The organism is Pseudomonas sp. PDM13 (genome assembly GCF_025685765.1).
Lineage (GTDB): Bacteria > Pseudomonadota > Gammaproteobacteria > Pseudomonadales > Pseudomonadaceae > Metapseudomonas > Metapseudomonas solani.
The window spans coordinates 79,528-104,935 of sequence record NZ_JAOTQU010000019.1 but is presented as its reverse complement, the minus strand read 5'-3'; the positions used below and the strand labels follow the sequence as shown (position 1 = coordinate 104,935).

Below are 25,408 nucleotides of genomic sequence, written 5' to 3'. Positions count from 1 at the left end.
TGCGCCATTCAATCGACTCAACACCATTAGACTCAGCCCAATTTCCAACTTCAGAGGGTCAGAGCCATGGGATTGCTGGTCGAAGGCAAATGGCAGGACAAGTGGTACGACACCGCCAAGGACGGTCGCTTCCAACGTGAAAGCGCGCGCCGGCGCAACTGGATCACCGCTGACGGGGCGCCCGGCCCGAGCGGCAAGGGTGGCTTCACCGCCGAGCCCGGCCGCTACCACCTCTACGTGTCGCTGGCCTGCCCCTGGGCCCACCGCACACTGATCTTCCGCAAGCTGAAAGGCCTCGAAAGCCTGATCGACGTTTCCGTGGTCAGCTGGTTGATGCTGGAGAACGGCTGGACCTTCGATCGCAGCCACGGATCGAGCGGCGATGCCCTCGACGGCCTGAATTACCTCCATCAGCGCTATACCCGCGATGACGCCGACTACACTGGCCGCGTGACCGTGCCGTTGCTGTGGGACAAGTTCGAAGGGCGCATCGTCAGCAACGAGTCCTCCGAGATCATCCGCATGTTCAACTCGGCCTTCGATGGCCTGACCAATGATCGCCAGGACTTCTACCCGGAACACCTGCGCAGCGAAATCGACGCGCTGAACGAACGCATCTACCCAGCGATCAACAATGGCGTCTACCGGGCAGGCTTCGCCACCACCCAGGACGCCTACGAGGAAGCCTTCGGCGAGCTGTTCAATGAATTGGATGCCTTGGAATCGCTACTGGGCGAGCGTCGCTACCTGGCCGGAAGCCACCTGACCGAAGCCGACTGGCGCCTGTTCACCACGCTGATACGCTTCGATGCCGTCTACCACGGGCATTTCAAGTGCAACCTGCGTCGCCTCGCCGACTACCCCAACCTCTCCGGCTGGTTGCGCGAGCTGTACCAATGGCCCGGAGTGGCCGAGACGGTGAACTTCGAGCACATCAAGAGCCACTACTACGGCAGCCACCGCACCATCAACCCGACCGGGATCATTCCCGCCGGCCCGCTGCAGGACTTCAGCCAGCCCCATGGGCGCGACCACCTGCCGGGCAAGGGCGTGGCTCAGTCGGCCTGAGCCCCTTCGAACCAGGCGAGCTTGTCACGCAGCTGCACCACCTCCCCCACGATAACCAGCGTGGGGGCGTGAACCTCATGTTCGGCGACCAGTTGCGGCAGGTCGCCGAGGGTGCCGGTGAACACCCGCTGGTTGCTGGTGGTGCCCTGCTGCACCAGAGCGGCTGGCGTGTCCGCCGAACGACCGTGGCGGATCAGCTCGCTGCAGATGCTCGGCAAGCCGACCAGCCCCATGTAGAACACCAGGGTCTGGCCCGGCGCCACCAGGTCGGTCCAAGGCAGGTCGCTGCTGCCATCCTTGAGGTGCCCCGTGACGAAGCGAACCGACTGCGCATAGTCGCGATGGGTCAGCGGTATGCCGGCATAGGCAGCGCAGCCGGACGCCGCGGTGATGCCCGGCACCACCTGGAAGGGAATGCCATTGGCGGCCAACTCACCGATTTCCTCGCCACCACGACCGAAGATGAACGGATCACCGCCCTTCAGGCGCAGCACGCGCTTGCCCTGGCGCGCCAGGTCGATCAGCTGACGATTGATCTCGTCCTGGGGCACAGCGTGTTCCGAGCGGCGCTTGCCAACGTAGATACGCTCAGCATCACGACGGCACATCTCGACGATGGGCCCGGCCACCAGGCGGTCGTAGAGCACCACATCGGCTTGCTGCATCAGACGCAAGGCACGGAAGGTCAGCAGATCGGGGTCGCCAGGGCCCGCACCCACCAGGTAAACCTCACCCAATGCCTGCTTGGCTCCACCACCAGCCACGCGCTCCTCAAGCATGCGCTCGGCTTCGGCCGGTTGGCCGGCGAGCATGCGCTCGGCGATCGGCCCCTGGAAAACGTCCTCCCAGAACACCCGGCGCTGCTGCACATCAGGGAACAGCGCCTTGACCCGGCTGCGAAAGCGGCTGGCGAGCCCGGCTAGCTGGCCGTAGGCGGAAGGGATCCAGGTTTCGATCTTGGCGCGGATCAACCGTGCCAGCACCGGTGCATCCCCAGCGCTGGAGACGGCAACGATCAGCGGAGAGCGATCGACGATGGCGGGAAAGATCACGCTGCACAGGGCCGGCGCATCCACCACATTGACCGGTACCCCCCGTGCCTGCGCATGCTGAGAAATCAGTGCATTGAGCGGCTCGTCATCCGTGGCGGCAATGGCCAGCACGCACTGATCGAGATCCGACTCTTCGTAGCCACGGAGATGGGCCTGCCCCTGCGACGCCCGCACCAGTTCACTCAGCTGGCCGTCGATCTCCGGCGCCACCACGCGCAGTACCGCACCGGCATCCGCCAGCAGGCGAGCCTTGCGCAGGGCGACTTCGCCTCCGCCGACGACGAGCACCTGGCGGCCCTGGAGGTTATGGAAGAGCGGGAGGAAATCCATGGGGAAGCCTTGCTGCAGTGGTTGCCGTGGAAAACGACGCCCGCATCCGGAGAGAACCGGAACGCGGGCGCCTGGGAGCACTCAAGCCACTCCCGCCGAAGCGGGAGCGATGAGGATCAACCGATGATTTCGATACCGCCCATATAGGGCTTGAGTACGTCCGGCACGCGGATGGAGCCATCCGCCTGCTGGTAGTTCTCCAGCACGGCCACCAGGGTACGACCGACTGCCAGGCCGGAGCCATTGAGGGTGTGCACCAGCTCGGGCTTGCCGGTTTCCGGGTTGCGGTAACGGGCCTGCATGCGGCGAGCCTGGAAATCACCGCAGTTGGAGCAGGAGGAAATCTCGCGGTACTTGTCCTGGCTCGGCACCCAGACTTCCAGGTCATAGGTCTTGGTGGCGCCAAAGCCCATGTCACCGGTGCACAGGGCCAGAACGCGGTACGGCAGCTCGAGCAGCTGCAGGACCTTCTCGGCGTTGCCGGTCAGGCTTTCCAGCGCCTCGAAGGACTTGGACGGCTCGACGATCTGCACCATCTCGACCTTGTCGAACTGGTGCTGGCGGATCATCCCGCGGGTATCGCGACCGGAGGCGCCGGCTTCGCTGCGGAAGCAAGGCGTGTGGGCGACGAACTTCAGCGGCAGCTGCTTGGCGTCGAGGATCGCGCCAGCCACGATATTGGTCAGGGACACTTCAGCGGTGGGGATCAGGTACAGATCGGCCTCATCTTCACGGCCGATCTTGAACAGGTCTTCCTCGAACTTCGGCAGCTGGCCGGTGCCCTGCAGTGCGGGGGCCTGAACCAGATAAGGCGTGTAGGCCTCTTCGTAACCGTGCTCGGCGGTGTGCAGGTTGATCATGAATTGCGCCAGGGCGCGATGCAGGCGGGCGATAGGGCCACGCAGCAGCGCGAAACGGGCGCCGGAGAGCTTGGCGGCGGTCTCGAAATCCAGCCAGCCATGGGTTTCGCCCAGGCTGACGTGGTCCTTCACTTCGAAATCGAAGCTGCGCGGAGTGCCCCAACGGCGAACTTCGACGTTGCCCTCCTCGTCCTCGCCCACGGGCACGGATTCGTGAGGCAGGTTGGGGATGTTCAGCAGCAGGTTGTCCAGCTCGACCTGGATGCTCTCCAGCTCGCGCTTGCCCTCTTCCAGCTCATTGCCCATGCGGTCGACATCCGCCAACAGCGGGGCGATGTCTTCGCCGCGCTGCTTGGCCTGGCCGATGGCCTTGGAGCGGCTGTTGCGCTCGGCTTGCAGCTGCTCGGTGCGGGTCTGCACGGACTTGCGCTGGTTTTCCAGGGCTTCGAGGCGTGCCACATCCAGTTGGAAGCCGCGGCTGGCGAGGCGGTCAGCCACTTCCTGGGTCTGGGTGCGTACCAGTTTGGAGTCGAGCATGTGAGGTTCCCGTCTATCAGAATTTGGTCAGAGTCAGGCCTGCCCAGGTGGCGAGCAGGCCTCCCAGAACGCTTACCGCCACATAGCCAAAGGCCAGGGGCAGTTGGCCGCCTTCCAGCAAGCGCAGCGTATCCAGGGAAAAGGATGAAAATGTCGTCAAGCCGCCCAGGAAACCGACCATGAGCCCGGCGCGGATCTCGATGGGCACTTCGGGGCGCTGCAGGAACAGGCCGTAGAGATAGCCGATGAGCAGGCAACCGACGATATTGACGGCAAGAGTACCGGCGTAGAAGTAACGAGGCCAGTGGGCAGCAACCCAGTTGCCCGTGGCGAAGCGCAGCAGGGTGCCGACGACGCCGCCGAAAGACACCGAAAGGATCAATGGACTCAAGGCCTTCTCCGTCTCGGGCTGCGCGAATCGAGCCCGGCAAGGTGATCGAGCTTGTCGCGAATCTTCAGTTCCAGGCCACGCGGCACGGGCTGGTAGTACTGGCGCGGCTCAAGGTTTTCGGGGAAGTAGTCCTCCCCTGCCGCATAGGCATCCGGCTCGTCATGGGCGTAGCGGTACTCATCGCCGTAGCCGAGCTGCTTCATCAGCTTGGTCGGGGCATTGCGCAGGTGCAACGGAACCTCATGGGAGCCGTTTTCAGCGACATCGCGCATGGCGCTCTTGAAGGCGGTATAGACGGCATTGCTCTTCGGTGCGCAGGCCAGATAGACGATGGCCTGGGCCACCGCCAGTTCGCCCTCCGGGCTACCGAGGCGCTCCTGCACATCCCAGGCGGCCAGGCACAGGCTCAGCGCGCGCGGATCGGCGTTGCCGATGTCCTCACTGGCCATGCGCACCACGCGCCGAGCGATGTAGAGCGGGTCGCAGCCGCCGTCGATCATCCGCGCATACCAATAAAGCGCGCCATCGGGGCTGGAGCCGCGCACGGACTTGTGCAAGGCGGAAATCTGGTCGTAGAAGGCCTCGCCACCCTTGTCGAAACGACGGCGACTGTCACCCAGGAGGTTCTGCAGCAGCTCGGGCTCGATGTCGCTGTCGTCCTCGGCGAGGTCGGCCGCATTCTCCAGCAGGTTGAGCAGGCGTCGGCCATCACCATCGGCGGCAGCGAGCAGAATGGCGAAGCTCTCGTCCGGCAGGCGCAGCTTGCGCTTGCCGAGCCCCTTCTCCTCGTTCAACGCACGATCGACAAGCCGCCGCAATGCGGCCTCGTCCAGGCTCTTGAGCACATAGACGCGGGCCCGGGACAGCAGCGCGTTGTTCAATTCGAACGAGGGGTTTTCGGTGGTCGCGCCGATGAAGATCAGCGTGCCGTCCTCGACATAGGGGAGGAAGGCGTCCTGCTGGGACTTGTTGAAACGGTGCACTTCATCGACGAAGAGGATGGTGCGACGACCGTACTGGGCCGCCTGCTGCTTGGCCATCTCCACCGACTGGCGGATTTCCTTGACGCCGGAGAGCACCGCCGAAATCGTCTCGAAATGGGCGTCACTGACCTGAGCCAGAAGCTTGGCCAGGGTGGTCTTGCCCACGCCCGGCGGCCCCCAGAAGATCATCGAGTGCAGCGCACCCTGTTCCAGTGCCTCACGCAGGGGCTTGCCCGGCGCCAACAGGTGCTCCTGGCCAACGTACTCATCCAGGCTGCTGGCGCGCAGGCGTGCGGCCAGGGGCTGGGCGATGGGCTCGGAACGGAACAGGTCCATGGCTGCGCGAAAAGCCTCTTATTCCTGAATGACGTCGGCGCCTTCCGGAACCTTGAAGTCGAACTGGGCAGCATCGATCGCCTGGTTCATCTTCACGCCGAGGAAGAGGATGTTGGTGCGCTGGCCGACGCTGTCGATCAGCTGCATGTCGTTGATCACACCGTTGCGGAAGGACAGGCGCAGGGTGTCGAACAGCGTGTCCTTGGCCTTGGGCGTGAGGATGAAGTCGACCACGTCACCACCTTCCTTGTGGGTGATCTCGAAGTTCTCGCTGATCTTCGAAACATCGCCCGACAGCAGCAGCGCGGGCGTATGGGTCAGGCGCTGATCGAGGGTCTGGATGGTGACCTGCTGCAGGTCCGGGTCATACAGCCAGACCTTCTGGCCATTGGATACCAGCAGTTGCTCCATTGGCTCGTCGGTGTGCCAGCGGAACAGCCCGGGGCGTTTGAGCACCAGCTCACCGGAGGTTTCCTGCAATTGGGTGCCGGAGCCGTCCAGGGTCAGCTGGGAGAAGCGGCCGGTAATGGTCTGTGCCTTGTTGAGCATTTCAGTCAGGCGGGCGATGGCCACCTGGTCATCGGCCTGGGCCTGCAGGGCGCCAAGACTCAGCGCGGCAACGAGCAGCATGCGGATCAGTCGCATGGGGGTCCTCATCAGAATTCGTTCGGGGTTAGTCGCGAATCGGGCCCGGCGCGATTACGTCACGCGAGCCGTTGGTGTTCATGGGCGTGACGACGCCAGCCATTTCCATCGCTTCGATCATCCGTGCAGCACGGTTGTAGCCGATCTTGAGCTTGCGCTGCACGGCGGAAATCGAGGCCCTGCGGCTCTCGGTGACAAAGCGCACGGCCTCGTCGTAGAGCGGGTCTTCCTCGCTGCCCTCGCCGCCTTCGCCACCATCGAAACCACCGCTGGAGCCACCGCCCTCTTCGGCGCCAGCAAGGATGTCTTCGATGTAGTCGGGCGCGCCACGCAGCTTCCAGGCTTCCACGACGCGGTGCACTTCATCGTCGGAAACGAAGGCGCCATGGACGCGGATGGGCAGGCCGGTACCCGGCGGCAGGTAGAGCATGTCACCGTGGCCGAGCAGCTGTTCGGCACCGCCCTGGTCGAGAATGGTGCGCGAGTCGATCTTGCTGGAGACCTGGAACGCCATGCGGGTCGGGATGTTGGCCTTGATCAGGCCGGTGATCACGTCCACCGAGGGGCGCTGGGTAGCAAGGATCAGGTGGATACCCGCCGCACGCGCCTTCTGCGCGATACGGGCGATGAGCTCTTCCACCTTCTTGCCGACGATCATCATCATGTCGGCGAATTCGTCGACGATGACCACGATGGTGGGCAGCGTCTTCAGCAGAGGCGCTTCGTCCTCCATGCTCTCGCGACGGTAGAGCGGATCGGTGAGCGGGGTGCCCGCCTCTTCCGCGTCCTTGACCTTGCGGTTGAAGCCAGCCAGGTTGCGCACGCCCATGGCGGCCATCAGCTTGTAGCGCCGCTCCATCTCGGCAACGCTCCAGCGCAGCGCGTTGGCGGCTTCCTTCATGTCGGTCACGACCGGGCACAGCAGGTGCGGAATGCCTTCGTAGATCGACAGTTCGAGCATCTTCGGGTCGATCATGATCAGCCGCGCCTGCTCGGGCGTGGACTTGAACAGGATCGACAGGATCATGGCGTTAACACCCACGGACTTACCGGAACCGGTGGTACCGGCAACCAGCAGGTGGGGCATCCTGGCCAGGTCGGTGATCACCGGGCGGCCTCCGATGTCATGGCCCAGCGCCATGGTCACGGGGGATTTGGCATCGTCGTATTCGGTCGAGGACAGCACTTCGGAGAAGCGCACGATCTGCCGATCCTCGTTGGGAATCTCGATGCCCACGGTGGTCTTGCCGGGAATCACTTCCACGACGCGTACGCTGATCACCGCCAGGGAACGTGCGAGGTCCTTGGCCAGGTTGGAAATGCGGCTGACCTTCACCCCGGCGGCGGGCTGGATCTCGAAACGGGTGATCACCGGGCCCGGATGTACGGATTCGACGAGCACCTCGACACCGAACTCCTTGAGTTTGATCTCCAGCAGGCGCGACATGGCCTCCAGGGATTCCGGGGAGTAGCTCTTCTGCTTCTTCTCCGCCACATCGAGGATGGAGATGGGCGGCAGGGTGCCTTCCACGGCACTGTCGACGAACAGCGGGGCCTGTTTCTCCTTCTGCACCCGCTTGCTCGGCTCGGCCGCCTTGGCCGGCGCAGGCGGAGTGATGACGGGGGCCGGGCGCTTGTCGCGCTCGGTCATGTGCTTGGCCAGGGCCTCTTCGCGCTCTATCAGGCGCTCCTTGACCTTGGCTTGCTCGCGGCTGTCGCGGACCACAGGGGCGGCGACTTCGCTGACGCGGTCATCGACCTCGCGCAGCTTGGCAACCAGCAGCTTGCGCTCGGAGCGCGCGCTCCACCAACGGTTGATCAGGCTCTGGATCAGCTCGATGAGATCGAGGGTGATCTTGCCGGTCAGGTCCATCACCTTGAACCAGGACAGGTCGGTGAACACCGTCAGGCCGAAGAGGAACAGCGCGAAGAACATCAACGTGCTGCCCTGCACGTTCAGCGCATTGACTGCCAGGTGGCTGAGGCTCTCGCCCAGCGCACCACCAGCGGAAGCAGGCATGCCGACGCTGTCCTGGAAATGGATATCGGCCAGCGCAGCGCCGGAAAGCACCAGGAACACCAGGCCTATCAGGCGCCAGGAGAACAGCCAGCCGCTCCAGTCGATAGCCTGGTGGCGATGACGGAACACCTGCAGCGTCTTGATCGCCAGCAGCAACGGGAAGATATAGGCGAAGTAGCCCAGGGCCATGAACAGGATGTCGGCGAACCAGGCGCCGAGGCGGCCCGCTGCGTTCTGCACCTGCTCGACGTTGCTGGTGTGGGTCCAGCCCGGATCGGAGGAGTCGTAGGTGAGCAGCGCCATCCACAGGTAAAGGCACAACGCGCCCAGCGCGATCAGCGCACCTTCCTTGAGGCGGTAATGCAATTGCTGGCGCCAGACGGGCGTCTGGGCGGTACTCGTGGAATTCTTCAAACGCCTTTTTTCCTGCGCCCCGAGGCGCGCTCAAGAATCGGTTACTGGCGGAAATGCCGCCTATTGTACGGGCTTAACCACCCGGCGCGACAGCGCGCCCATTGAGCCTGGAGCGTTTTGCCGCTGATTCGTGCTTCGGTGTAGCATAGCCGCCAACATCTTGCGCAGCGCTCAATTTGAGCATGCATTCTCTTTTGTGACAAAGACTTATGAGGCCTTTTTATGAGCGACGTCAAGCATTCACGCCTGATCATCCTGGGCTCCGGCCCAGCCGGTTACACCGCCGCCGTGTATGCCGCCCGCGCTAACCTCAAACCCGTCGTCATCACCGGCATCCAGCCCGGTGGCCAACTGACCATCACCACCGAAGTCGACAACTGGCCCGGTGACGTCGAAGGCCTCACCGGCCCGGCCCTGATGGAGCGCATGCAGAAGCACGCCGAGCGTTTCGACACCGAGATCGTCTACGACCACATCCACACCGCCGAGTTGCAGCAACGCCCGTTCATCCTCAAGGGCGACAGCGGCACCTATAGCTGCGACGCCCTGATCATCGCCACCGGCGCCTCCGCCCAGTACCTGGGCCTGCCGTCCGAAGAAGCCTTTGCCGGCAAGGGCGTTTCGGCCTGCGCCACCTGCGACGGCTTCTTCTACCGCAACCAGGTGGTCTGCGTGATCGGCGGGGGCAACACCGCCGTGGAAGAGGCTCTGTACCTCTCCAACATCGCCAAGGAAGTCCACCTGATCCACCGCCGCGACAAGCTGCGCTCGGAGAAGATCCTTCAGGACAAGCTGTTCGAGAAAGCCAAGAACGGCAACGTTCGCCTGCACTGGAACCACACCCTGGAAGAAGTACTGGGTGATGCCACCGGCGTCACCGGCGTGCGCCTGAAGGACACCACCAGCGGCGAAACCCGGGAAATGCCCCTGGCTGGCGTATTCATCGCCATCGGCCACAAGCCCAACACCGAGCTCTTCCAGGGCCAGTTGGAAATGCGCGACGGCTACCTGGTTGTGCGCGGCGGCTCCGAAGGCAACGCAACCGCCAGCAGCATCGAAGGTGTGTTTGCCGCCGGCGACGTAGCCGACCACGTCTACCGCCAGGCCATCACCTCCGCTGGCGCCGGCTGCATGGCCGCACTGGACGCCGAAAAATTCCTCGACGACAACTAAGGCCCTGAGGCGGCGCCTATCCGCGCCGCCCTCCCCTCCTCCATGCTGACCTGGCTGAGCCGCGACAACTTCATCTTCCCCCCCCTGGAGCGCGCCCTTCGCGAGCCGAACGGCCTGCTGGCCGCGGGTGGCGACCTCTCCCCGGAGCGCCTGGTCCAGGCATACCGCCACGGCTGCTTCCCCTGGTTCCAGGATGGCCAGCCGATACTCTGGTGGTCACCCGACCCACGCACCGTCCTGCCACCCCAGGAAATCCATATCTCCCGCAGCCTGGCCAAGCTGATGCGCCAGCAGCGCTTCCGCATCACCTTCGACCAGGATTTCGCCGCCGTCATCCAGGCCTGCGCCGGGCCACGCAGCTACGCGGACGGCACCTGGATTACCACGCCGATGCAGGCCGCCTATCTGGAACTGCACCGCCGCGGCGTCGCGCATTCGGTCGAGGTCTGGCTGGAAGACGAGCTGGTAGGCGGCCTTTACGGACTCGCCATGGGCAAGCTGTTCTTCGGCGAGTCGATGTTCAGCCGCACCGACAACGCCTCCAAGGTCGGCTTCGTCACCCTGACCCAGCACCTGTCCCGCTGGGGCTTCGTGCTCATCGACTGCCAGATGCCGACCCAGCACCTGCACAGCTTCGGCGCCCGCTCCATCGGCCGCGAGAAGTTCTCGCGCTACCTGCAGCTCTACCTCGACCAACCCAACAGCGCCGACTGGGTCGTCGCCTAGGCGAGTCGCCAAGCCTGGCTTACACTTGCGGAAGGCTTTTTCGAGATTCGACCATGACCGAGCTGGCTCGCCTGAAGTTCTATGCCACTCAACCGCATCCTTGCAGCTACCTGCCCGAGGAACAGGCCACGACGCTGTTCCTCGACCCCAGTCAGCCGATGGACGTGGAGGTCTACGCCGAGCTCTCGGAAATGGGTTTTCGCCGCAGCGGCGACCACCTCTACCGCCCCCACTGCCAGCGCTGCACCGCCTGCGTACCCGCGCGCATCCCCACAGAAGCCTTCGCCCCTAGCCGCCAGCAGCGGCGCATCCTCAAGCGCAATACCGATATCGAAGTCCGCGCCGTGCGCCCGACCTTCAACGAGGAGTACTACGCCCTTTACGTCCGCTATATCGAAGAGCGCCACGCAGATGGCGACATGTACCCACCGAGCCGCGACCAGTTCTCCACCTTCCTGGTTCGCGACCTGCCCTTCTCGCGTTTTTACGAGTTCCGCCTGGACGGCCGCCTGGTCGCCATAGCGGTCACCGATGTCCTGCCTAACGGCCTCTCTGCCGTTTACACCTTCTACGACCCGTCGGAGGAGCGCCGCAGCCTCGGCCGCTTCGCCATTCTCTGGCAGATCGGAGAAACACTGCGCCTGGGCCTCCAGGCGGTCTATCTGGGCTACTGGATCAAAAATTGCCGGAAGATGAACTACAAGACCCAGTACCGCCCCATCGAGCTCTTCGTCAACCAGCGCTGGGTCACCCTCACCTGAAACCCTTGGCTTACGGTGCAATTTTCGGGCACAATGCACGCCGTTTTTGCCAGGCGCCGTTTGCACCCGGCCAATCATTGATACCGAGGGCTTTACTGCATGTCGAAAGAAGACAGCTTCGAAATGGAAGGCACTGTCATCGATACCCTGCCTAACACCATGTTCCGCGTGGAGTTGGAAAACGGGCACGTCGTCACCGCGCATATTTCTGGGAAAATGCGCAAGAACTACATCCGCATCCTCACCGGTGACAAGGTTCGCGTTGAACTGACTCCCTACGATCTGAGCAAAGGCCGCATCACCTACCGCGCCCGCTGACAGATCCACAACAAAAAGCCCGGCACTAGCCGGGCTTTTTGCGTTGCTCCATCGTCAGGCCATTTCGGCAGTGGTCTCGAAATCGAACTCGAGCTCACCATCCTTGACGTCGATGTGCACGACACCGCCGTGCTCAGCCAGCTCGCCAAAGAGGATCTCCTCCGCCAGCGGACGCTTGATCTTGTCCTGAATCAAGCGCGCCATCGGGCGAGCCCCCATCTGCACGTCATAACCCCGCTCGCCAAGCCAGCCGCGCGCCTCGTCGCTGACCACCAGTTGAACGCGCTTGTCCTCGAGCTGCGCCTGCAACTCGGTGAGGAACTTGTCGACCACGTTCTTGATGGTTTCGTGACTGAGGCGACCGAACTGGATGATGGTATCCAGGCGGTTGCGGAACTCCGGCGTAAAGCTCTTGCGGATGACCTCCATGGCATCGGACGAATGGTCCTGATGCGTGAAGCCGATGGAGGCCCGCGCAGCGGTCTCGGCACCGGCGTTGGTGGTCATGATCACGATGACGTTGCGGAAATCCGCCTTGCGCCCGTTGTTGTCGGTCAGCGTGCCGTGGTCCATCACCTGCAGCAGCAGGTTGAAGACCTCGGGGTGCGCCTTTTCGATCTCGTCGAGCAGCAACACGCAATGCGGCATCTTGGTGATGGCTTCGGTGAGCAAGCCACCCTGGTCGAAACCTACGTACCCGGGAGGCGCACCGATCAGGCGCGACACGGTGTGCCGCTCCATGTATTCGGACATGTCGAAGCGCACCAGCTCGATGCCCATCGCCTTCGCCAGCTGGCGAGCGACTTCGGTCTTGCCGACACCCGTGGGGCCCGCGAAGAGGAAGGAACCCACTGGCTTGTCCGGCGACTTGAGGCCCGCCCGGGACAGCTTGATGGCCGTCGACAGCGAGTCGATGGCGGCATCCTGACCGAATACGGTCAGCTTCAGGTCACGCTCGAGGTTACGCAGCAATTCCTTATCGGAACTGTTGACGTGCTTTGGAGGAATCCGCGCGATTTTCGCGACGATATCCTCGACCTGCGCGACATCGATACGAGGAGCACGCTTGTCTTCCGGCTGCAGGCGCTGGTAGGCCCCCGCCTCATCGATAACGTCGATGGCCTTGTCCGGCATGTGCCGATCGTTGATATAGCGCGCAGCGAGCTCAGCAGCAGCCCGCAGAGCCTCGTCGCTGTACTCGATGTGGTGGTGCTGCTCGAAGCGGCCCTTGAGCCCCCTGAGGATGCCCACGGTGTCTTCGACCGACGGCTCGCTCACATCGACCTTCTGGAAGCGCCGCGCCAGGGCGCGATCCTTCTCGAAGATGCCGCGGAATTCCTGGAAGGTGGTCGAGCCGATGCAACGGATCTCCCCAGAGGACAGCAGCGGCTTGAGCAGGTTGGACGCATCCATTACCCCGCCCGATGCCGCACCCGCACCAATGATGGTGTGGATCTCATCGATGAAGAGGATCGCATGGGGGCGCTTGCGCAGCTCGTTGAGCAGCGCCTTGAAGCGCTTCTCGAAATCACCACGGTATTTGGTACCCGCCAGCAGGGCCCCCAGGTCGAGGGAATAGACGACGCTGTCAGCCAACAACTCAGGGACCTGATTGTCGACGATGCGCTTGGCCAGGCCTTCGGCGATCGCCGTCTTGCCGACCCCCGCCTCACCCACCAGCAACGGATTGTTCTTGCGGCGGCGCGCCAGGATCTGCGCGACACGCTCCACCTCGGTCTCGCGACCGACGAGCGGGTCGATCCGCCCCTGGCGTGCCAGTTCATTCAGATTGCTTGCATAGGCATCCAGCGGATGCCCAGCGGAAGAAGACTCCCCACCTTCGTCATCCTGCATTTCCTGCTCGCTATCATGCTGCTCGCCATGGCCGGGCACCTTGGAGATGCCGTGGGCGATGTAGTTGACGACATCGATACGGGCGACGCTCTGCTGCTTGAGCAGGAACACCGCCTGGCTTTCCTGCTCACTGAAGATGGCCACCAACACGTTGGCACCCGTGACTTCACGCTTGCCCGAGCTCTGCACGTGGAACACGGCGCGCTGCAATACGCGCTGGAACCCGAGCGTGGGCTGGGTTTCGCGGTCCTCGTCATGCTGAGGGATCAGCGGCGTCGTGGAGTCAATGAATTCCTGTAGATCATGCCGCAGCTTGTCCAGGTTCGCCCCGCAGGCCTTCAGCACTGCGGAGGCTGCCTCATTGTCCAGAAGGGCCAGCAACAAATGCTCGACCGTCATGAATTCATGACGCTTGGCACGGGCCTCCTTGAAGGCAAGATTGAGGGTGACTTCGAGCTCACGGTTCAACATAGCTTCACCTCATACCCAAGCGGTCGGCGTTAACCGTCCTTCTCGATCTCACAGAGTAGCGGATGCTGACTCTCTCTCGCGTATTGATTCACCTGCATCGCCTTGGTTTCAGCAATATCGCGTGTAAACACCCCACAGACCGCCCGCCCTTCGGTATGGACGGTCAGCATGACCTTGGTCGCTGCCTCGCGGTTGTGACTGAAGAACACCTCTAGAACTTCCACCACGAAATCCATCGGTGTGTAGTCATCGTTAAACATGACCACCTTATACATGGGTGGCGCCTGCAGGATCGGCTTGGCTTCCTGGACCAACAGACCGGAGTCGTCGCCCCCATGATGCTCAGGGCGATCCTGATTGAATGTTAGTCGAATCTGGCTGCTTGCATGCATGCTGGAATAAAGCTTCTTGGTAGACGAAATGGGACGCCCCATGGACTTTGACCCGCTTCTCAGCTGGCCGCTGCATTGCCTTGACTAAAGGCAAAACGGTGTTACAAACAATGGATACCCACCTACGGGTATCAGGGGTTCCGCACCCTCGTCCATAGGGTCGAAGCGGGCGCGGGGTCGAAGTGGATGATACTCCAGTGATGGAGTCCTTTGCAGAGGGATATCAGCATGGTTAGCGGTAAGGTCAAGTGGTTCAACAACGCCAAGGGCTATGGGTTTATCCTCGCCGACGGCCGAGATGAGGACCTGTTCGCCCATTATTCGGCCATTCAGATGGATGGCTATAAAACCTTGAAAGCTGGCCAACCGGTAAGCTTCGATATCATCCAGGGCCCCAAAGGCCTGCACGCCGTGAACATCAGTACGGTCACGGCAAATTCCGAAGCACCTGCCGCCACTGCCAGCCTCCCCCAGGGCAGCACGGTCGAGGCTTGAGCCCAATTCCTTAGGGCATAAAAAAGGCCGGTCATGATGACCGGCCTTTTTGTCACGCCATCAATCTCACATGTGAGCGATGGTGGCGTCGCCGAAGCCAGAGCAGGAAAGCAGCGTGGCACCGTCCATCAGACGCTCGAAGTCGTAAGTAACGGTCTTCGCAGCGATGGCACCGTTGGTGCCCTTGATGATCAGGTCAGCAGCTTCGACCCAACCCATGTGGCGCAGCATCATCTCGGCAGAGAGGATGACCGAACCCGGGTTGACCTTGTCCTGGCCAGCGTACTTCGGCGCAGTGCCGTGAGTCGCTTCGAACATGGCGATGGTGTCGGACAGGTTGGCACCCGGAGCGATACCGATACCACCCACTTCGGCCGCCAGGGCGTCGGACAGGTAGTCACCGTTCAGGTTCAGGGTGGCGATGACGTCGTACTCGGCCGGGCGCAGCAGGATCTGCTGCAGCATGGCGTCGGCGATGGCGTCTTTCACCACGATGTTCTTGCCGGTGTTCGGGTTCTTGAACTGCATCCACGGGCCGCCGTCCAGCAGCTCGGCACCGAACTCATCACGTGCGACTTCGTAGCCCCACTCTTTGAAGGCACCTTCGGTGAACTTCATGATGTTGCCTTTGTGGACGATGGTCACGGAGCTGCGATCGTTGTCCACGGCGTACTGCAGGGCCTTGCGCACGAGGCGCTTGGTGCCTTCCAGGGAAACCGGCTTGATGCCGATACCGCAGTTTTCGGTGAAGCGGATTTTCTTGACGCCCATTTCCTCGGTGAGGAACTTGATGACCTTCTCGGCCTCGGGGGAGCCAGCTTTCCACTCGACGCCGGCGTAGATGTCTTCCGAGTTCTCACGGAAGATGATCATGTCCACGTCACCCGGCTTTTTGACCGGGCTGGGCACGCCTTCGAACCAGCGAACGGGACGCTGGCAGACATACAGGTCCAGCTCCTGGCGCAGGGCCACGTTCAGGGAGCGGATGCCACCACCGACCGGAGTGGTCAGCGGGCCTTTGATGGAAACGACGTAGTCACGTACCGCTTCCAGGGTTTCTTTCGGCAGCCAGGTGTCCTGGTCATAGACCTGGGTGGCCTTCTCGCCAGCGTAGACTTCCATCCAGGAGATCTTGCGAGTGCCGTTGTAGGCCTTGGCAACGGCGGCATCAACCACCTTGATCATGACTGGGCTGATGTCGACGCCGATGCCATCACCTTCGATGAAGGGGATGATCGGGTTGTTCGGGACGTTCAGGGACATATCGGCATTGACGGTGATTTTGTCACCGGTAGCAGGCACCTGGATCTTTTGGTATCCCATGCTGGACTCCGTAGTTCTCGTGGTCTGACAACCATCACGCGGTCGGCGCGACGGATGGATCTTGGGTCTCGGAAAGGCGGCACATTCTTGTAGTTTTTCTACAGAAAGTCACGCACTTTTCCATGTTTCGACAGATCGGGCTGGCAGTTAAACCCGCATGAAACCTGTGCTTTAGCCCTACATGTAGTCAAACTACAACTTCGCTACACGTAGCCATCCGAGCAAGCGCTATTCATCCTAGCAGCTTGCTTCCGGATTGCTCCTCTCTCGCCGGGTCATCAACCGATGGCTACTATCAGCCACCCACCTAAGGAGGACTCCATGCGTTTCACCCCCCATGTCACAGTCGCCACCCTGATCGAAGACCAGGGCCGTTTCCTGATGGTCGAGGAGATGTCGGATGGCCGGGCGGTATTAAACCAGCCTGCCGGCCACTTGGAAGCCGACGAAAGTCTCATCCAGGCCGCCCTGCGCGAAACCCTCGAGGAAACCGGCTGGGAAGTCGAGCTGACCGCCGTCACCGGCATCTACCTCTATACAGCGCCGAGCAACGGCGTCACCTACCAGCGCGTGTGCTTCGCCGCCCGCCCCTTGCGCCACCTACCCGAACGCGAGCTGGACGATGGCATCATCGGCCCGCGCTGGCTGACCCGTGACGAGCTCCTGGCCCACCGCGAGCAATGGCGCAGCCCACTGATCATGCGCTGCATCGATGACTACCTGGCCGGCGAGCGCTTCCCCCTCAGCCTGATCCGCGACCCGGCGTGATCGCCCGAGGCAAGCGCACCTGATAGAATCCCGTTCTTTTTTGCAGCAGCCCCCAGAGTCTTATGTCCGATACAGCCAAAACCCGCGTGATCGTCGGCATGTCCGGCGGCGTGGACTCTTCCGTTTCCGCCCTCCTGCTGATGGAACAGGGTTACCAGGTGGAAGGCCTGTTCATGAAGAACTGGGACGAGGACGACGGCACCGAATACTGCACCGCCAAGGAAGACCTTGCGGACGCCCAGGCCGTGTGCGACCGCATCGGCATCAAGCTGCACACTGCCAACTTCGCCGCCGAGTACTGGGACAACGTCTTCGAGCACTTCCTTGCCGAATACAAGGCCGGCCGCACGCCGAACCCGGACATCCTCTGCAACCGCGAGATCAAGTTCAAAGCCTTCCTCGACTACGCCCTGATGCTCGGCGCCGACCTGATCGCCACCGGCCACTACGTGCGCCGCCGCGACATCGACGGCCGCACCGAACTGCTCAAGGGCCTGGACCCGAACAAGGACCAGAGCTACTTCCTCCACGCTGTCGGCGGCAAGGAAATCGCCCGCACCCTGTTCCCCGTGGGCGAACTGGAAAAGCCGGAAGTCCGCGCCATCGCCGAGAAACATGGCCTGGCCACTGCCAAGAAAAAGGACTCCACCGGCATCTGCTTTATCGGCGAGCGCCGCTTCAGCGACTTCCTCAAGCAATACCTGCCCGCCCAGCCCGGCAACATCGAGACCACCGATGGCGACGTCATCGGCCGTCACCACGGCCTGATGTACCACACCATCGGCCAGCGCCAGGGCCTGGGCATCGGCGGCATGAAGGACGCCAGCGACGAGCCCTGGTACGTATTGGCCAAGGACCTGGAGCGCAACGTCCTGGTGGTCGGCCAGGGCAACGAACACCCCTGGCTGTTCTCCCGCGCCCTGCTCGCCTCTGAAATCTTCTGGGTCAACCCCATCGATCTCGAGCAGCCCCGCGCACTGACCGCCAAGGTCCGTTATCGCCAGGCTGATCAGGCCTGCACCCTGGAAAAGACCGCCACCGGCTATCGCGCCGTGTTCGACGAGCCTCAGCGCGCCGTCACCCCCGGCCAGTCCGTGGTCTTCTACGACGGCGAAATCTGCCTCGGCGGCGGTGTCATCGAAAGCTATGACGCCTGGGACGCCGAGGTGCGCCCATGACCCCACTGCAGGAACAACTGATCGCGCTGGGCGCCGTATTCGAAGCCGCCGTACTGGTGGACAAGATCGCCAAGACCGGCCAGATCAGCGAAGCGCCGCTGGGCTGCATGCTCGGCAGCCTGCTGGTTCGCGACCCGAAGAGCACCCTCGACGTGTACGGCGGCGACGACATCAACCTGCGCGACGGCTACAAGGCCCTGATCAGCGCCCTGGAACGCGAGCCCAGCAGCCTGCAGCGCGAGCCCCTGCGCTACGCCCTGTCGCTGCTGACCCTGGAGCGCCAGTTGAACAAGCGCGAAGACATGCTGCAACTGATCGGCAGCCGCCTGGACCAGATCCAGCAGCAGACCCAGCACTTCGGCCTCGTCCACGACAACGTCATCGCCTCCTGCGGCAGCCTCTACCAGGACACCCTCAGCACCTTCCGCCAGCGCATCCAGGTGCATGGCGACATGCGCAACCTGCAGCAACCGAGCAACGCCGCCAAGATCCGCGCCCTGCTGCTCACCGGCATCCGCTCCGCACGCCTCTGGCGCCAGCTCGGCGGCCACCGCTGGCAGCTGCTGTTCAGCCGCCGCAAGCTGCTCGGCGAGCTCTACCCCATGCTGCGCGGCTGAGCCACGGGCAGGCGCCGAACGGCGCATGCCCGGACGCGGTTTCGGGGCCGGTTTTCATGTATGATGTGCGCCCTTTTCGTTGACCGATTGTCCGAGAACGCCCCATGCAGCTCTCCTCGCTCACCGCGGTTTCCCCCGTCGATGGCCGCTACGCCGGCAAAACCAGCGCACTGCGCCCGATCTTCAGTGAATATGGCCTGATCCGCTTCCGCGTACAGGTCGAAGTCCGCTGGCTGCAGCGCCTTGCTGCCCACGCTGGCGTTCCGGAAGTCGCGCCCTTCTCCGCCGAAGCCAACGCCCTGCTCAACGAGCTGGCCGAAAACTTCCAGCTGGAGCACGCCGAGCGCATCAAGGAAATCGAGCGCACCACCAACCACGACGTGAAAGCCGTGGAGTACCTGCTCAAGGAGCAGGCCGCCAAGCTGCCGGAGCTGGCCAAGGTCAGCGAATTCATCCACTTCGCCTGCACCAGCGAGGACATCAACAACCTGTCCCACGCCCTGATGCTGCGCGAAGGCCGTGATGACGTCCTGCTGCCGCTGATGCGCCAGGTGGCCAACGCCATCCGTGAGCTGGCGATCCGCTTCGCCGACGTGCCGATGCTCTCCCGCACCCACGGCCAGCCCGCCTCCCCCACCACCCTGGGCAAGGAACTGGCCAACGTCGTCTACCGCCTGGAGCGCCAGATCGCCCAGGTAGCCGCCGTCCCGCTGCTGGGCAAGATCAACGGCGCCGTGGGCAACTACAACGCCCACCTCTCCGCCTACCCGGAAGTCGACTGGGAAGCCAACGCCCGCGAATTCATCGAAGGGGACCTGGGCCTGGGCTTCAACCCCTACACCACCCAGATCGAGCCGCACGACTACATCGCCGAGCTGTTCGACGCCATCGCCCGCTTCAACACCATCCTCATCGACTTCGATCGTGACGTCTGGGGCTACATCTCCCTCGGCTACTTCAAGCAGAAGACCGTTGCCGGCGAGATCGGCTCCTCGACCATGCCGCACAAGGTCAACCCGATCGACTTCGAAAACTCCGAAGGCAACCTCGGCATCGCCAACGCCCTGTTCCAGCACCTGGCCAGCAAACTGCCGATCTCCCGCTGGCAGCGCGACCTGACCGACTCCACCGTGCTGCGCAACCTCGGCGTCGGCTTCGCCCACAGCGTCATCGCCTACGAAGCCAGCCTCAAGGGCATCGGCAAGCTGGAGCTGAATGAAGCCCGCATCGCCGCCGACCTGGATGCCTGCTGGGAAGTCCTCGCCGAGCCGATCCAGACCGTGATGCGCCGCTACGCCATCGAGAACCCCTACGAGAAGCTGAAGGAACTGACCCGCGGCAAGGGCATCAGCCCCGAAGCGCTGCAGACTTTCATCGACGGCCTCGACATGCCGGCCGAAGCCAAGGCCGAGCTGCGCAAGCTGACCCCCGCCGCCTACATCGGCAACGCGGTGGCCCAGGCCAAGCGCATCTAACGGCTATCGCCCCCTTGCACGCCCGGCTGTGCCGGGCGTTTTTATTTCAAAGGTTCCGCCATGACTTCCGATCTCCCCCTGCAAATCCTCGGCGGCATCTCCGCCCGTGAATTCCTCCGCGACTACTGGCAGAAGAAGCCGCTGCTGATCCGCCAGGCCATCCCGGGCTATGAAAGCCCCATCTCGCCCGACGAGCTGGCCGGCCTCTCCCTGGAAGAGGAAGTCGAATCGCGCCTGGTGATCGAACATGGCGAGCGCCCCTGGGAACTGCGCCGCGGCCCCTTCGCCGAAGACACCTACCAGGACCTGCCGGAAAAGGAATGGACCCTCCTCGTCCAGTCCGTCGACCAGTTCGTCCCGGAAGTCGCCGAGCTGCTGGAGCACTTTCGCTTCCTGCCGAGCTGGCGCATCGACGACATCATGGTCAGCTTCGCCGCGCCCGGCGGCGGCGTCGGCCCGCACTACGACAACTACGACGTCTTCCTGCTCCAGGCCCACGGCCAGCGCCGCTGGAAGATCGGCCAGATGTGCGACACCGACAGCCCGCTGCTGCCCCACGCCGATCTGCGCATCCTCGCCGAATTCCACGGCACCGATGAGTGGGTACTGGAACCGGGCGACATGCTCTACCTGCCGCCGCGCCTGGCCCACTTCGGCATCGCCGAAGACGACTGCATGACCTACTCGGTCGGCTTCCGCGCCCCCAGCGCAGCCGAGGTGCTGACCCACTTCACCGATTTCCTCGCCCAGTTCATTCCGGACGAAGAGCGCTACAACGACGCCGACATCACCCCGGTCAGCGACCCGCACCAGATCCAGCAGGACTCCCTCGACCGCCTCAAGGCGCTGCTGGCCGAGCACATGAGCGATGAACGCCTGCTGCTGACCTGGTTCGGCCAGTTCATGACCGAGCCGCGCTACCCCGAACTGGTCGCCGGCACCGAAGTGGACGAAGACGAGTTCGTCGGCGCCCTGGAAGATGGCGCGGTACTGATCCGCAACCCCAGCGCCCGCATGGCCTGGTCCGAAGTGGATATCGGCCTGATGCTGTTTGCCAGCGGCCAGAGCCGCCTGCTGCCCAGCAGCCTGCGCGAGTTGCTGAAACTGGTCTGCGCCAGCGACGCGCTGCACATCGACAACCTCGGCCAATGGCTGGCGGACGAGGACGGGCGTAAGCTTCTGTGGGAACTGATCAAGCAAGGAAGTCTGGAGTTTGCCGATGAGTGAGATACACATCCGCATCGCCGATTGGCAGAAGGACAATGCCGACCTGCGCCGCATCCGTGAAGCCGTGTTCATCGCCGAACAGGCGGTGACACCGGAGCAGGAATGGGATGCGGAAGACGCCGACGCGGTCCACTTCCTCGCCCTTGAGCACGAATACGCCATCGGCACCGCGCGCCTGTTGCCCGACGGCCATATCGGCCGCGTCTCGGTGCTCAAGGATTGGCGCGGCCTGCGGGTCGGCGACCGCCTGCTGGAAGCGGTGATCGCCGAAGCGGAACGTCGCGGCCTCAAGCAGCAGATGCTCTCCGCCCAGGTACACGCCACCCCCTTCTATGAGCGCCACGGCTTCCGCGTCGTCAGCGGCGAGTTCCTCGAAGCCGGCATCCCTCACGTGGACATGGTGCGCGACAGCCAGTAGAGGTCGACATGGAACCCAACGCCCCGGAAAACCAAGAACCCGAGACCGAATTGCCGGCCATCGAATTCCAGTCACCGGGGCGTTTCGAGGTCCATAACCCGGTGCCGGACCTGCGCGAGCCCGCCCCCTGGGAGCCCGCGCCCTTCACCCTTGGCGAGCACGGCGACCTGCAGCGCTTCGCCAAGCCCGAAGACGCCCGCCCCCACGCCCTCGCCCTGCTGCAACAGGCGCAGCGCAGCCTGTGCCTCTACACGCCGGACCTCGAAGCCTGGCTCTACCACCACAGCAGCATCCAGGACGCCTGCACCCGCTTCCTCCTGGCCAACCCGCGCAACCGCCTGCGCATCCTGGTGCGCGACGTCACCCGCCCGGTGAAGGAAGGCCATCGCCTGCTCAACCTGGTGCGCCGCCTCTCCAGCAATAGCCAGATCCGCAAGCTCAACCCCGACCATCCCAACGACGAGTGCGCCTATCTGCTGGCGGACGACCGCGGCCTGCTGCTGCGCCCGGAACCGGACAGCTTCTCCGGCTACGCTCTGTACAACGACCCCGGGCGCTGCCGCCTGCGCCAGGCCCAGTTCGACCAGGCCTGGGAACAAAGCGTCAGCGACCCCGACCTGCGGAGTTTCCTGCTATGACCCCACGCGCGCTCCTCGCCGCCCTGCTCCTTGCCCTGAGCCTGCCGCTCCAGGCAGCGACCGAGGTCATCCCGCTTAACTACCGCACCGCCGAAGATGTGATGCCCGTGGTGCAATCGGTGCTCGGCAACGAAGGCCGCGTCAGCGCCTACGGCAACCAGCTGATCGTCAACGCCGAGCCGGCGAAGATCCAGGAACTGCGCACCTTGCTCAACCAGCTGGATACCGCACCCAAGCGCCTGCTGATCTCGGTGGACACCAGCGACAGCAACTACCAGAACGATCGCGGCTACGCGGTCAACGGCTCGGCCAGTGTCGGCGGCGTCGACATCGAAGCCGGGCGCGGTGAAGTGCGCGGGCGCGACCAGGTGCGCATCATCCGCCGCAGCACCGACACCCGTGGCGGCGGCGTGCAGCAGGTGCAGGCCAGCGAGGGCTACCCGGCACTGATCCAGGTCGGCCAGAGCGTCCCCATCACCACCGCCAGCACCGGCCCTTACGGCCAGGTCTACAGCAACACCGAGTACCGCAACGTCACCCGGGGCTTCTACGTCACCGCCAGCATCACCGGCGACATCGTCCACGTCGCCATCAGCAGCAACCGCGATCGACTGAGCCAATCCCAACCCGGCGTGATCGACGTGCAGAGCACCGACACCCGCGTCAGCGGCCGCCTCGGCGAATGGATCACGGTGGGTGGCATCAACGAATCCAGCCAGTCCGACGACAGCGGTTTCCTCCGCCAACGCAGCACCCAGGGTAGCGAAAACATGACCATGCGCCTGAAGGTCGAGAGCCTCGACTGAGTCCCCTTTCCCTGACCAATCGGTCGTTCTTAAGACTTATGTAGTAGTGCCAAAAAATCACTACAAAACGTTTGACGAACACTTGTTTGAAGCGCATCATGGCCCCGCTCCCGCTAACCAGGGGCCCTGAAACGGGCTCCCGGGCCGCGCTCAATACCTTCGAGCCGTCCCGTGTTGTTACAGCCCACAAGGCCGTTCGACGAGGTTGCGACTGGAACGAAGTTGTCCTGAGGGACGGGGAAGCGTTTAGCGCAGCAGCCAGATCGACGATCCAACCGAACCTGATACGCCCGAGGCATCCACGAGCCGAAAGCGCATCCGGAAAGGGTAGCGAAGTCATCCGTGCCGCTCGTATCGTCCCCCCTCCTCTCGAGTGTCCTACTCGTACCGGTCACATTCTCGGCGTTCTGTTGTGAGCTACCCGTGTTGCCTTCCAAGGCTCACAGGGGGAAGTCGGTGCTCAACCAAACACATTTGAAGGATTGACCATGTCCGCATATCAAAACGACATCAAGGCAGTTGCCGCTCTGAAAGAAGCCGCAGGCAACAGCTGGAGCGCTATCAACCCGGAATCCGTCGCCCGTATGCGCGCCCAGAACCGCTTCAAGACCGGTCTGGACATCGCCAAATACACCGCGGCCATCATGCGCAAGGACATGGCCGAGTACGACGCCGACGCCTCCGTCTACACCCAATCCCTGGGCTGCTGGCACGGCTTCATCGGTCAGCAGAAGCTGATCTCCATCAAGAAGCACCTGAAGACCACCAACAAGCGCTACCTCTACCTGTCCGGCTGGATGGTCGCTGCTCTGCGTTCCGACTTCGGCCCGCTGCCGGACCAGTCGATGCACGAGAAAACCGCCGTTTCCGGCCTGATCGAAGAGCTGTACACCTTCCTGCGCCAGGCTGATGCCCGCGAGCTGGACCTGCTCTTCACCGCCCTGGACGCTGCCCGCGCCGCTGGCGACAAGGTCAAGGCCGACGAGATCCAGGCTCAGATCGACGGTTACGAAACCCACGTGGTTCCGATCATCGCCGACATCGACGCTGGCTTCGGTAACCCGGAAGCCACCTACCTGCTGGCCAAGAAAATGATCGAAGCCGGTGCCTGCTGCATCCAGATCGAGAACCAGGTTTCCGACGAGAAGCAGTGCGGCCACCAGGACGGCAAAGTGACCGTTCCCCACGAAGACTTCCTCGCCAAGATCAACGCAGTTCGCTACGCCTTCCTCGAGCTGGGCGTTGACGACGGCGTGATCGTTGCCCGTACCGACTCCCTGGGTGCCGGCCTGACCAAGCAGATCGCCGTTACCAAGCAGCCGGGCGACCTGGGCGACCAGTACAACTCCTTCCTGGATTGCGAAGAAATCTCCGCTTCCGACCTGCAGAACGGCGACGTGGTGATCAACCGCGAAGGCAAGCTGCTGCGTCCCAAGCGCCTGCCGTCCAACCTGTTCCAGTTCCGCGCTGGCACCGGCGAAGACCGCTGCGTACTGGACTGCATCACCAGCCTGCAGAACGGCGCCGACCTGCTGTGGATCGAAACCGAGAAGCCGCACGTTGGCCAGATCAAGGCCATGGTTGACCGCATCCGTCAGGTGATCCCGAACGCCAAGCTGGTTTACAACAACAGCCCGTCCTTCAACTGGACCCTGAACTTCCGTCAACAAGTGTTCGATGCGTTCGTTGCCGAAGGCAAAGACGTTTCCGCCTACGACCGCGCCAAACTGATGGCCGTCGAGTACGACGAAACCGAACTGGCCCAGGTTGCAGACGAGAAGATCCGTACCTTCCAGCGCGACGGTTCGGCTCACGCCGGCATCTTCCACCACCTGATCACCCTGCCGACCTACCACACCGCCGCGCTGTCCACCGACAACCTGGCCAAAGGGTACTTCGCCGACCAGGGCATGCTGGCCTACGTCAAAGGCGTACAGCGTCAGGAACTGCGTCAGGGCATCGCCTGCGTCAAGCACCAGAACATGGCTGGCTCCGACATCGGCGACAACCACAAAGAGTACTTCGCTGGCGAAGCGGCTCTGAAAGCAAGCGGTAAAGACAACACCATGAACCAGTTCCACTAATAGGAACTGTTCACCAGCACGGCCTTCGGGCCGGCTGGATGCCTCAAG

24 protein-coding genes are annotated in these 25,408 nt (G+C 63.1%); 15 read left to right on the top strand and 9 right to left on the bottom strand.

Features of this window, described 5'->3' with window-relative positions:
- Positions 1–66: 66 nt before the first annotated feature.
- Positions 67–1,068 (top strand): glutathione S-transferase family protein, encoded by a 1,002-nt coding sequence (locus OEJ36_RS19760; RefSeq protein ID WP_263403010.1) that lies wholly within the window; start codon positions 67–69, stop codon positions 1,066–1,068.
- Here the strand turns inward: OEJ36_RS19760 and cysG are convergent.
- The 6 genes from cysG to ftsK form a co-directional block, all read right to left on the bottom strand.
- Positions 1,056–2,450, bottom strand: coding sequence for a siroheme synthase CysG (gene cysG / locus OEJ36_RS19755; RefSeq protein ID WP_263403009.1), 1,395 nt, complete (start codon positions 2,448–2,450; stop codon positions 1,056–1,058). The genes OEJ36_RS19760 and cysG overlap by 13 nt on opposite strands.
- A gap of 116 nt (positions 2,451–2,566) precedes the next feature.
- Complete coding sequence (gene serS, locus OEJ36_RS19750) at positions 2,567–3,847, bottom strand: serine--tRNA ligase (protein ID WP_263403007.1); 1,281 nt, start codon at positions 3,845–3,847, stop codon at positions 2,567–2,569.
- A gap of 16 nt (positions 3,848–3,863) precedes the next feature.
- A complete protein-coding gene (crcB, locus tag OEJ36_RS19745; RefSeq protein WP_263403005.1) occupies positions 3,864–4,238 on the bottom strand; it encodes a fluoride efflux transporter CrcB in 375 nt (124 codons plus the stop codon).
- Complete coding sequence (locus OEJ36_RS19740; protein WP_263403004.1) at positions 4,235–5,557, bottom strand: replication-associated recombination protein A; 1,323 nt, start codon at positions 5,555–5,557, stop codon at positions 4,235–4,237. Before OEJ36_RS19740 ends, crcB begins: the two co-directional genes overlap by 4 nt.
- An 18-nt stretch (positions 5,558–5,575) precedes the next feature.
- The gene (lolA, locus tag OEJ36_RS19735) at positions 5,576–6,202 is read right to left on the bottom strand and encodes an outer membrane lipoprotein chaperone LolA (protein ID WP_021219012.1); all 627 of its coding nucleotides are present in this window, start codon (positions 6,200–6,202) and stop codon (positions 5,576–5,578) included.
- 28 nt (positions 6,203–6,230) lie between these two features.
- Entirely contained in the window at positions 6,231–8,636 is a 2,406-nt protein-coding gene (gene ftsK / locus OEJ36_RS19730; protein WP_263403002.1) for a DNA translocase FtsK, read from the bottom strand.
- 222 nt (positions 8,637–8,858) lie between these two features.
- Between ftsK and trxB the strand changes: the two genes are divergently transcribed.
- The 4 genes from trxB to infA all read left to right on the top strand — a co-directional run bounded on the left by trxB (position 8,859) and on the right by infA (position 11,614).
- A complete protein-coding gene (trxB, locus tag OEJ36_RS19725) occupies positions 8,859–9,809 on the top strand; it encodes a thioredoxin-disulfide reductase (RefSeq protein ID WP_021219014.1) in 951 nt (316 codons plus the stop codon).
- 42 nt (positions 9,810–9,851) lie between these two features.
- The gene (gene aat, locus OEJ36_RS19720) at positions 9,852–10,535 is read left to right on the top strand and encodes a leucyl/phenylalanyl-tRNA--protein transferase (protein WP_263402999.1); all 684 of its coding nucleotides are present in this window, start codon (positions 9,852–9,854) and stop codon (positions 10,533–10,535) included.
- A 53-nt stretch (positions 10,536–10,588) separates the two neighbouring features.
- Positions 10,589–11,296 carry an arginyltransferase gene (locus tag OEJ36_RS19715; RefSeq protein WP_263402997.1) on the top strand — a complete coding sequence of 236 codons (708 nt, stop codon included), beginning with the start codon at positions 10,589–10,591 and terminating at the stop codon, positions 11,294–11,296.
- A gap of 99 nt (positions 11,297–11,395) precedes the next feature.
- Complete coding sequence (gene infA, locus OEJ36_RS19710) at positions 11,396–11,614, top strand: translation initiation factor IF-1 (RefSeq protein ID WP_016492441.1); 219 nt, start codon at positions 11,396–11,398, stop codon at positions 11,612–11,614.
- A 54-nt stretch (positions 11,615–11,668) separates the two neighbouring features.
- Here infA and clpA read toward each other — a convergent pair whose 3' ends face one another.
- Together clpA and clpS are read right to left on the bottom strand one after the other, a co-directional pair.
- Positions 11,669–13,939 (bottom strand): ATP-dependent Clp protease ATP-binding subunit ClpA, encoded by a 2,271-nt coding sequence (clpA, locus tag OEJ36_RS19705; RefSeq protein WP_043241728.1) that lies wholly within the window; start codon positions 13,937–13,939, stop codon positions 11,669–11,671.
- Positions 13,940–13,968: 29 nt separating this feature from the next.
- Positions 13,969–14,331, bottom strand: a complete 363-nt coding sequence (gene clpS / locus OEJ36_RS19700; RefSeq protein ID WP_263402996.1) for an ATP-dependent Clp protease adapter ClpS — start codon at positions 14,329–14,331, stop codon at positions 13,969–13,971.
- A gap of 228 nt (positions 14,332–14,559) precedes the next feature.
- Here clpS and cspD point away from each other — a divergent pair, with 228 nt between their 5' ends.
- A complete protein-coding gene (gene cspD, locus OEJ36_RS19695) occupies positions 14,560–14,826 on the top strand; it encodes a cold shock domain-containing protein CspD (protein ID WP_111262174.1) in 267 nt (88 codons plus the stop codon).
- A gap of 66 nt (positions 14,827–14,892) precedes the next feature.
- Here cspD and icd read toward each other — a convergent pair whose 3' ends face one another.
- Positions 14,893–16,149, bottom strand: a complete 1,257-nt coding sequence (gene icd, locus OEJ36_RS19690; RefSeq protein ID WP_021219020.1) for an NADP-dependent isocitrate dehydrogenase — start codon at positions 16,147–16,149, stop codon at positions 14,893–14,895.
- Between the two features lie 321 nt (positions 16,150–16,470).
- Here icd and OEJ36_RS19685 point away from each other — a divergent pair, with 321 nt between their 5' ends.
- The 9 genes from OEJ36_RS19685 (at position 16,471) to OEJ36_RS19645 (ending at position 25,360) form a co-directional block, all read left to right on the top strand.
- Entirely contained in the window at positions 16,471–16,917 is a 447-nt protein-coding gene (locus OEJ36_RS19685; RefSeq protein WP_263402993.1) for an NUDIX hydrolase, read from the top strand.
- Positions 16,918–16,979: 62 nt separating this feature from the next.
- Positions 16,980–18,095 (top strand): tRNA 2-thiouridine(34) synthase MnmA, encoded by a 1,116-nt coding sequence (gene mnmA, locus OEJ36_RS19680; RefSeq protein WP_263402991.1) that lies wholly within the window; start codon positions 16,980–16,982, stop codon positions 18,093–18,095.
- Positions 18,092–18,712: a high frequency lysogenization protein HflD gene (gene hflD / locus OEJ36_RS19675; protein ID WP_021219023.1), complete on the top strand. Its 621-nt coding sequence runs from the start codon at positions 18,092–18,094 to the stop codon at positions 18,710–18,712. Before mnmA ends, hflD begins: the two co-directional genes overlap by 4 nt.
- Before the next feature lie 104 nt (positions 18,713–18,816).
- Positions 18,817–20,187: an adenylosuccinate lyase gene (purB, locus tag OEJ36_RS19670; RefSeq protein WP_184490268.1), complete on the top strand. Its 1,371-nt coding sequence runs from the start codon at positions 18,817–18,819 to the stop codon at positions 20,185–20,187.
- Between the two features lie 60 nt (positions 20,188–20,247).
- Entirely contained in the window at positions 20,248–21,414 is a 1,167-nt protein-coding gene (locus OEJ36_RS19665) for a cupin domain-containing protein (protein ID WP_263402990.1), read from the top strand.
- Positions 21,407–21,832 (top strand): GNAT family N-acetyltransferase, encoded by a 426-nt coding sequence (locus tag OEJ36_RS19660; RefSeq protein WP_263402988.1) that lies wholly within the window; start codon positions 21,407–21,409, stop codon positions 21,830–21,832. The genes OEJ36_RS19665 and OEJ36_RS19660 overlap by 8 nt, the downstream gene beginning before the upstream one ends.
- 8 nt (positions 21,833–21,840) lie before the next feature.
- Entirely contained in the window at positions 21,841–22,470 is a 630-nt protein-coding gene (locus OEJ36_RS19655; RefSeq protein WP_263402987.1) for a histone acetyltransferase HPA2, read from the top strand.
- Positions 22,467–23,276 carry a secretin N-terminal domain-containing protein gene (locus tag OEJ36_RS19650; protein ID WP_263402985.1) on the top strand — a complete coding sequence of 270 codons (810 nt, stop codon included), beginning with the start codon at positions 22,467–22,469 and terminating at the stop codon, positions 23,274–23,276. The genes OEJ36_RS19655 and OEJ36_RS19650 overlap by 4 nt, the downstream gene beginning before the upstream one ends.
- 488 nt (positions 23,277–23,764) lie before the next feature.
- Entirely contained in the window at positions 23,765–25,360 is a 1,596-nt protein-coding gene (locus OEJ36_RS19645; RefSeq protein WP_263402983.1) for an isocitrate lyase, read from the top strand.
- The last annotated feature ends 48 nt before the right edge of the window (positions 25,361–25,408 follow it).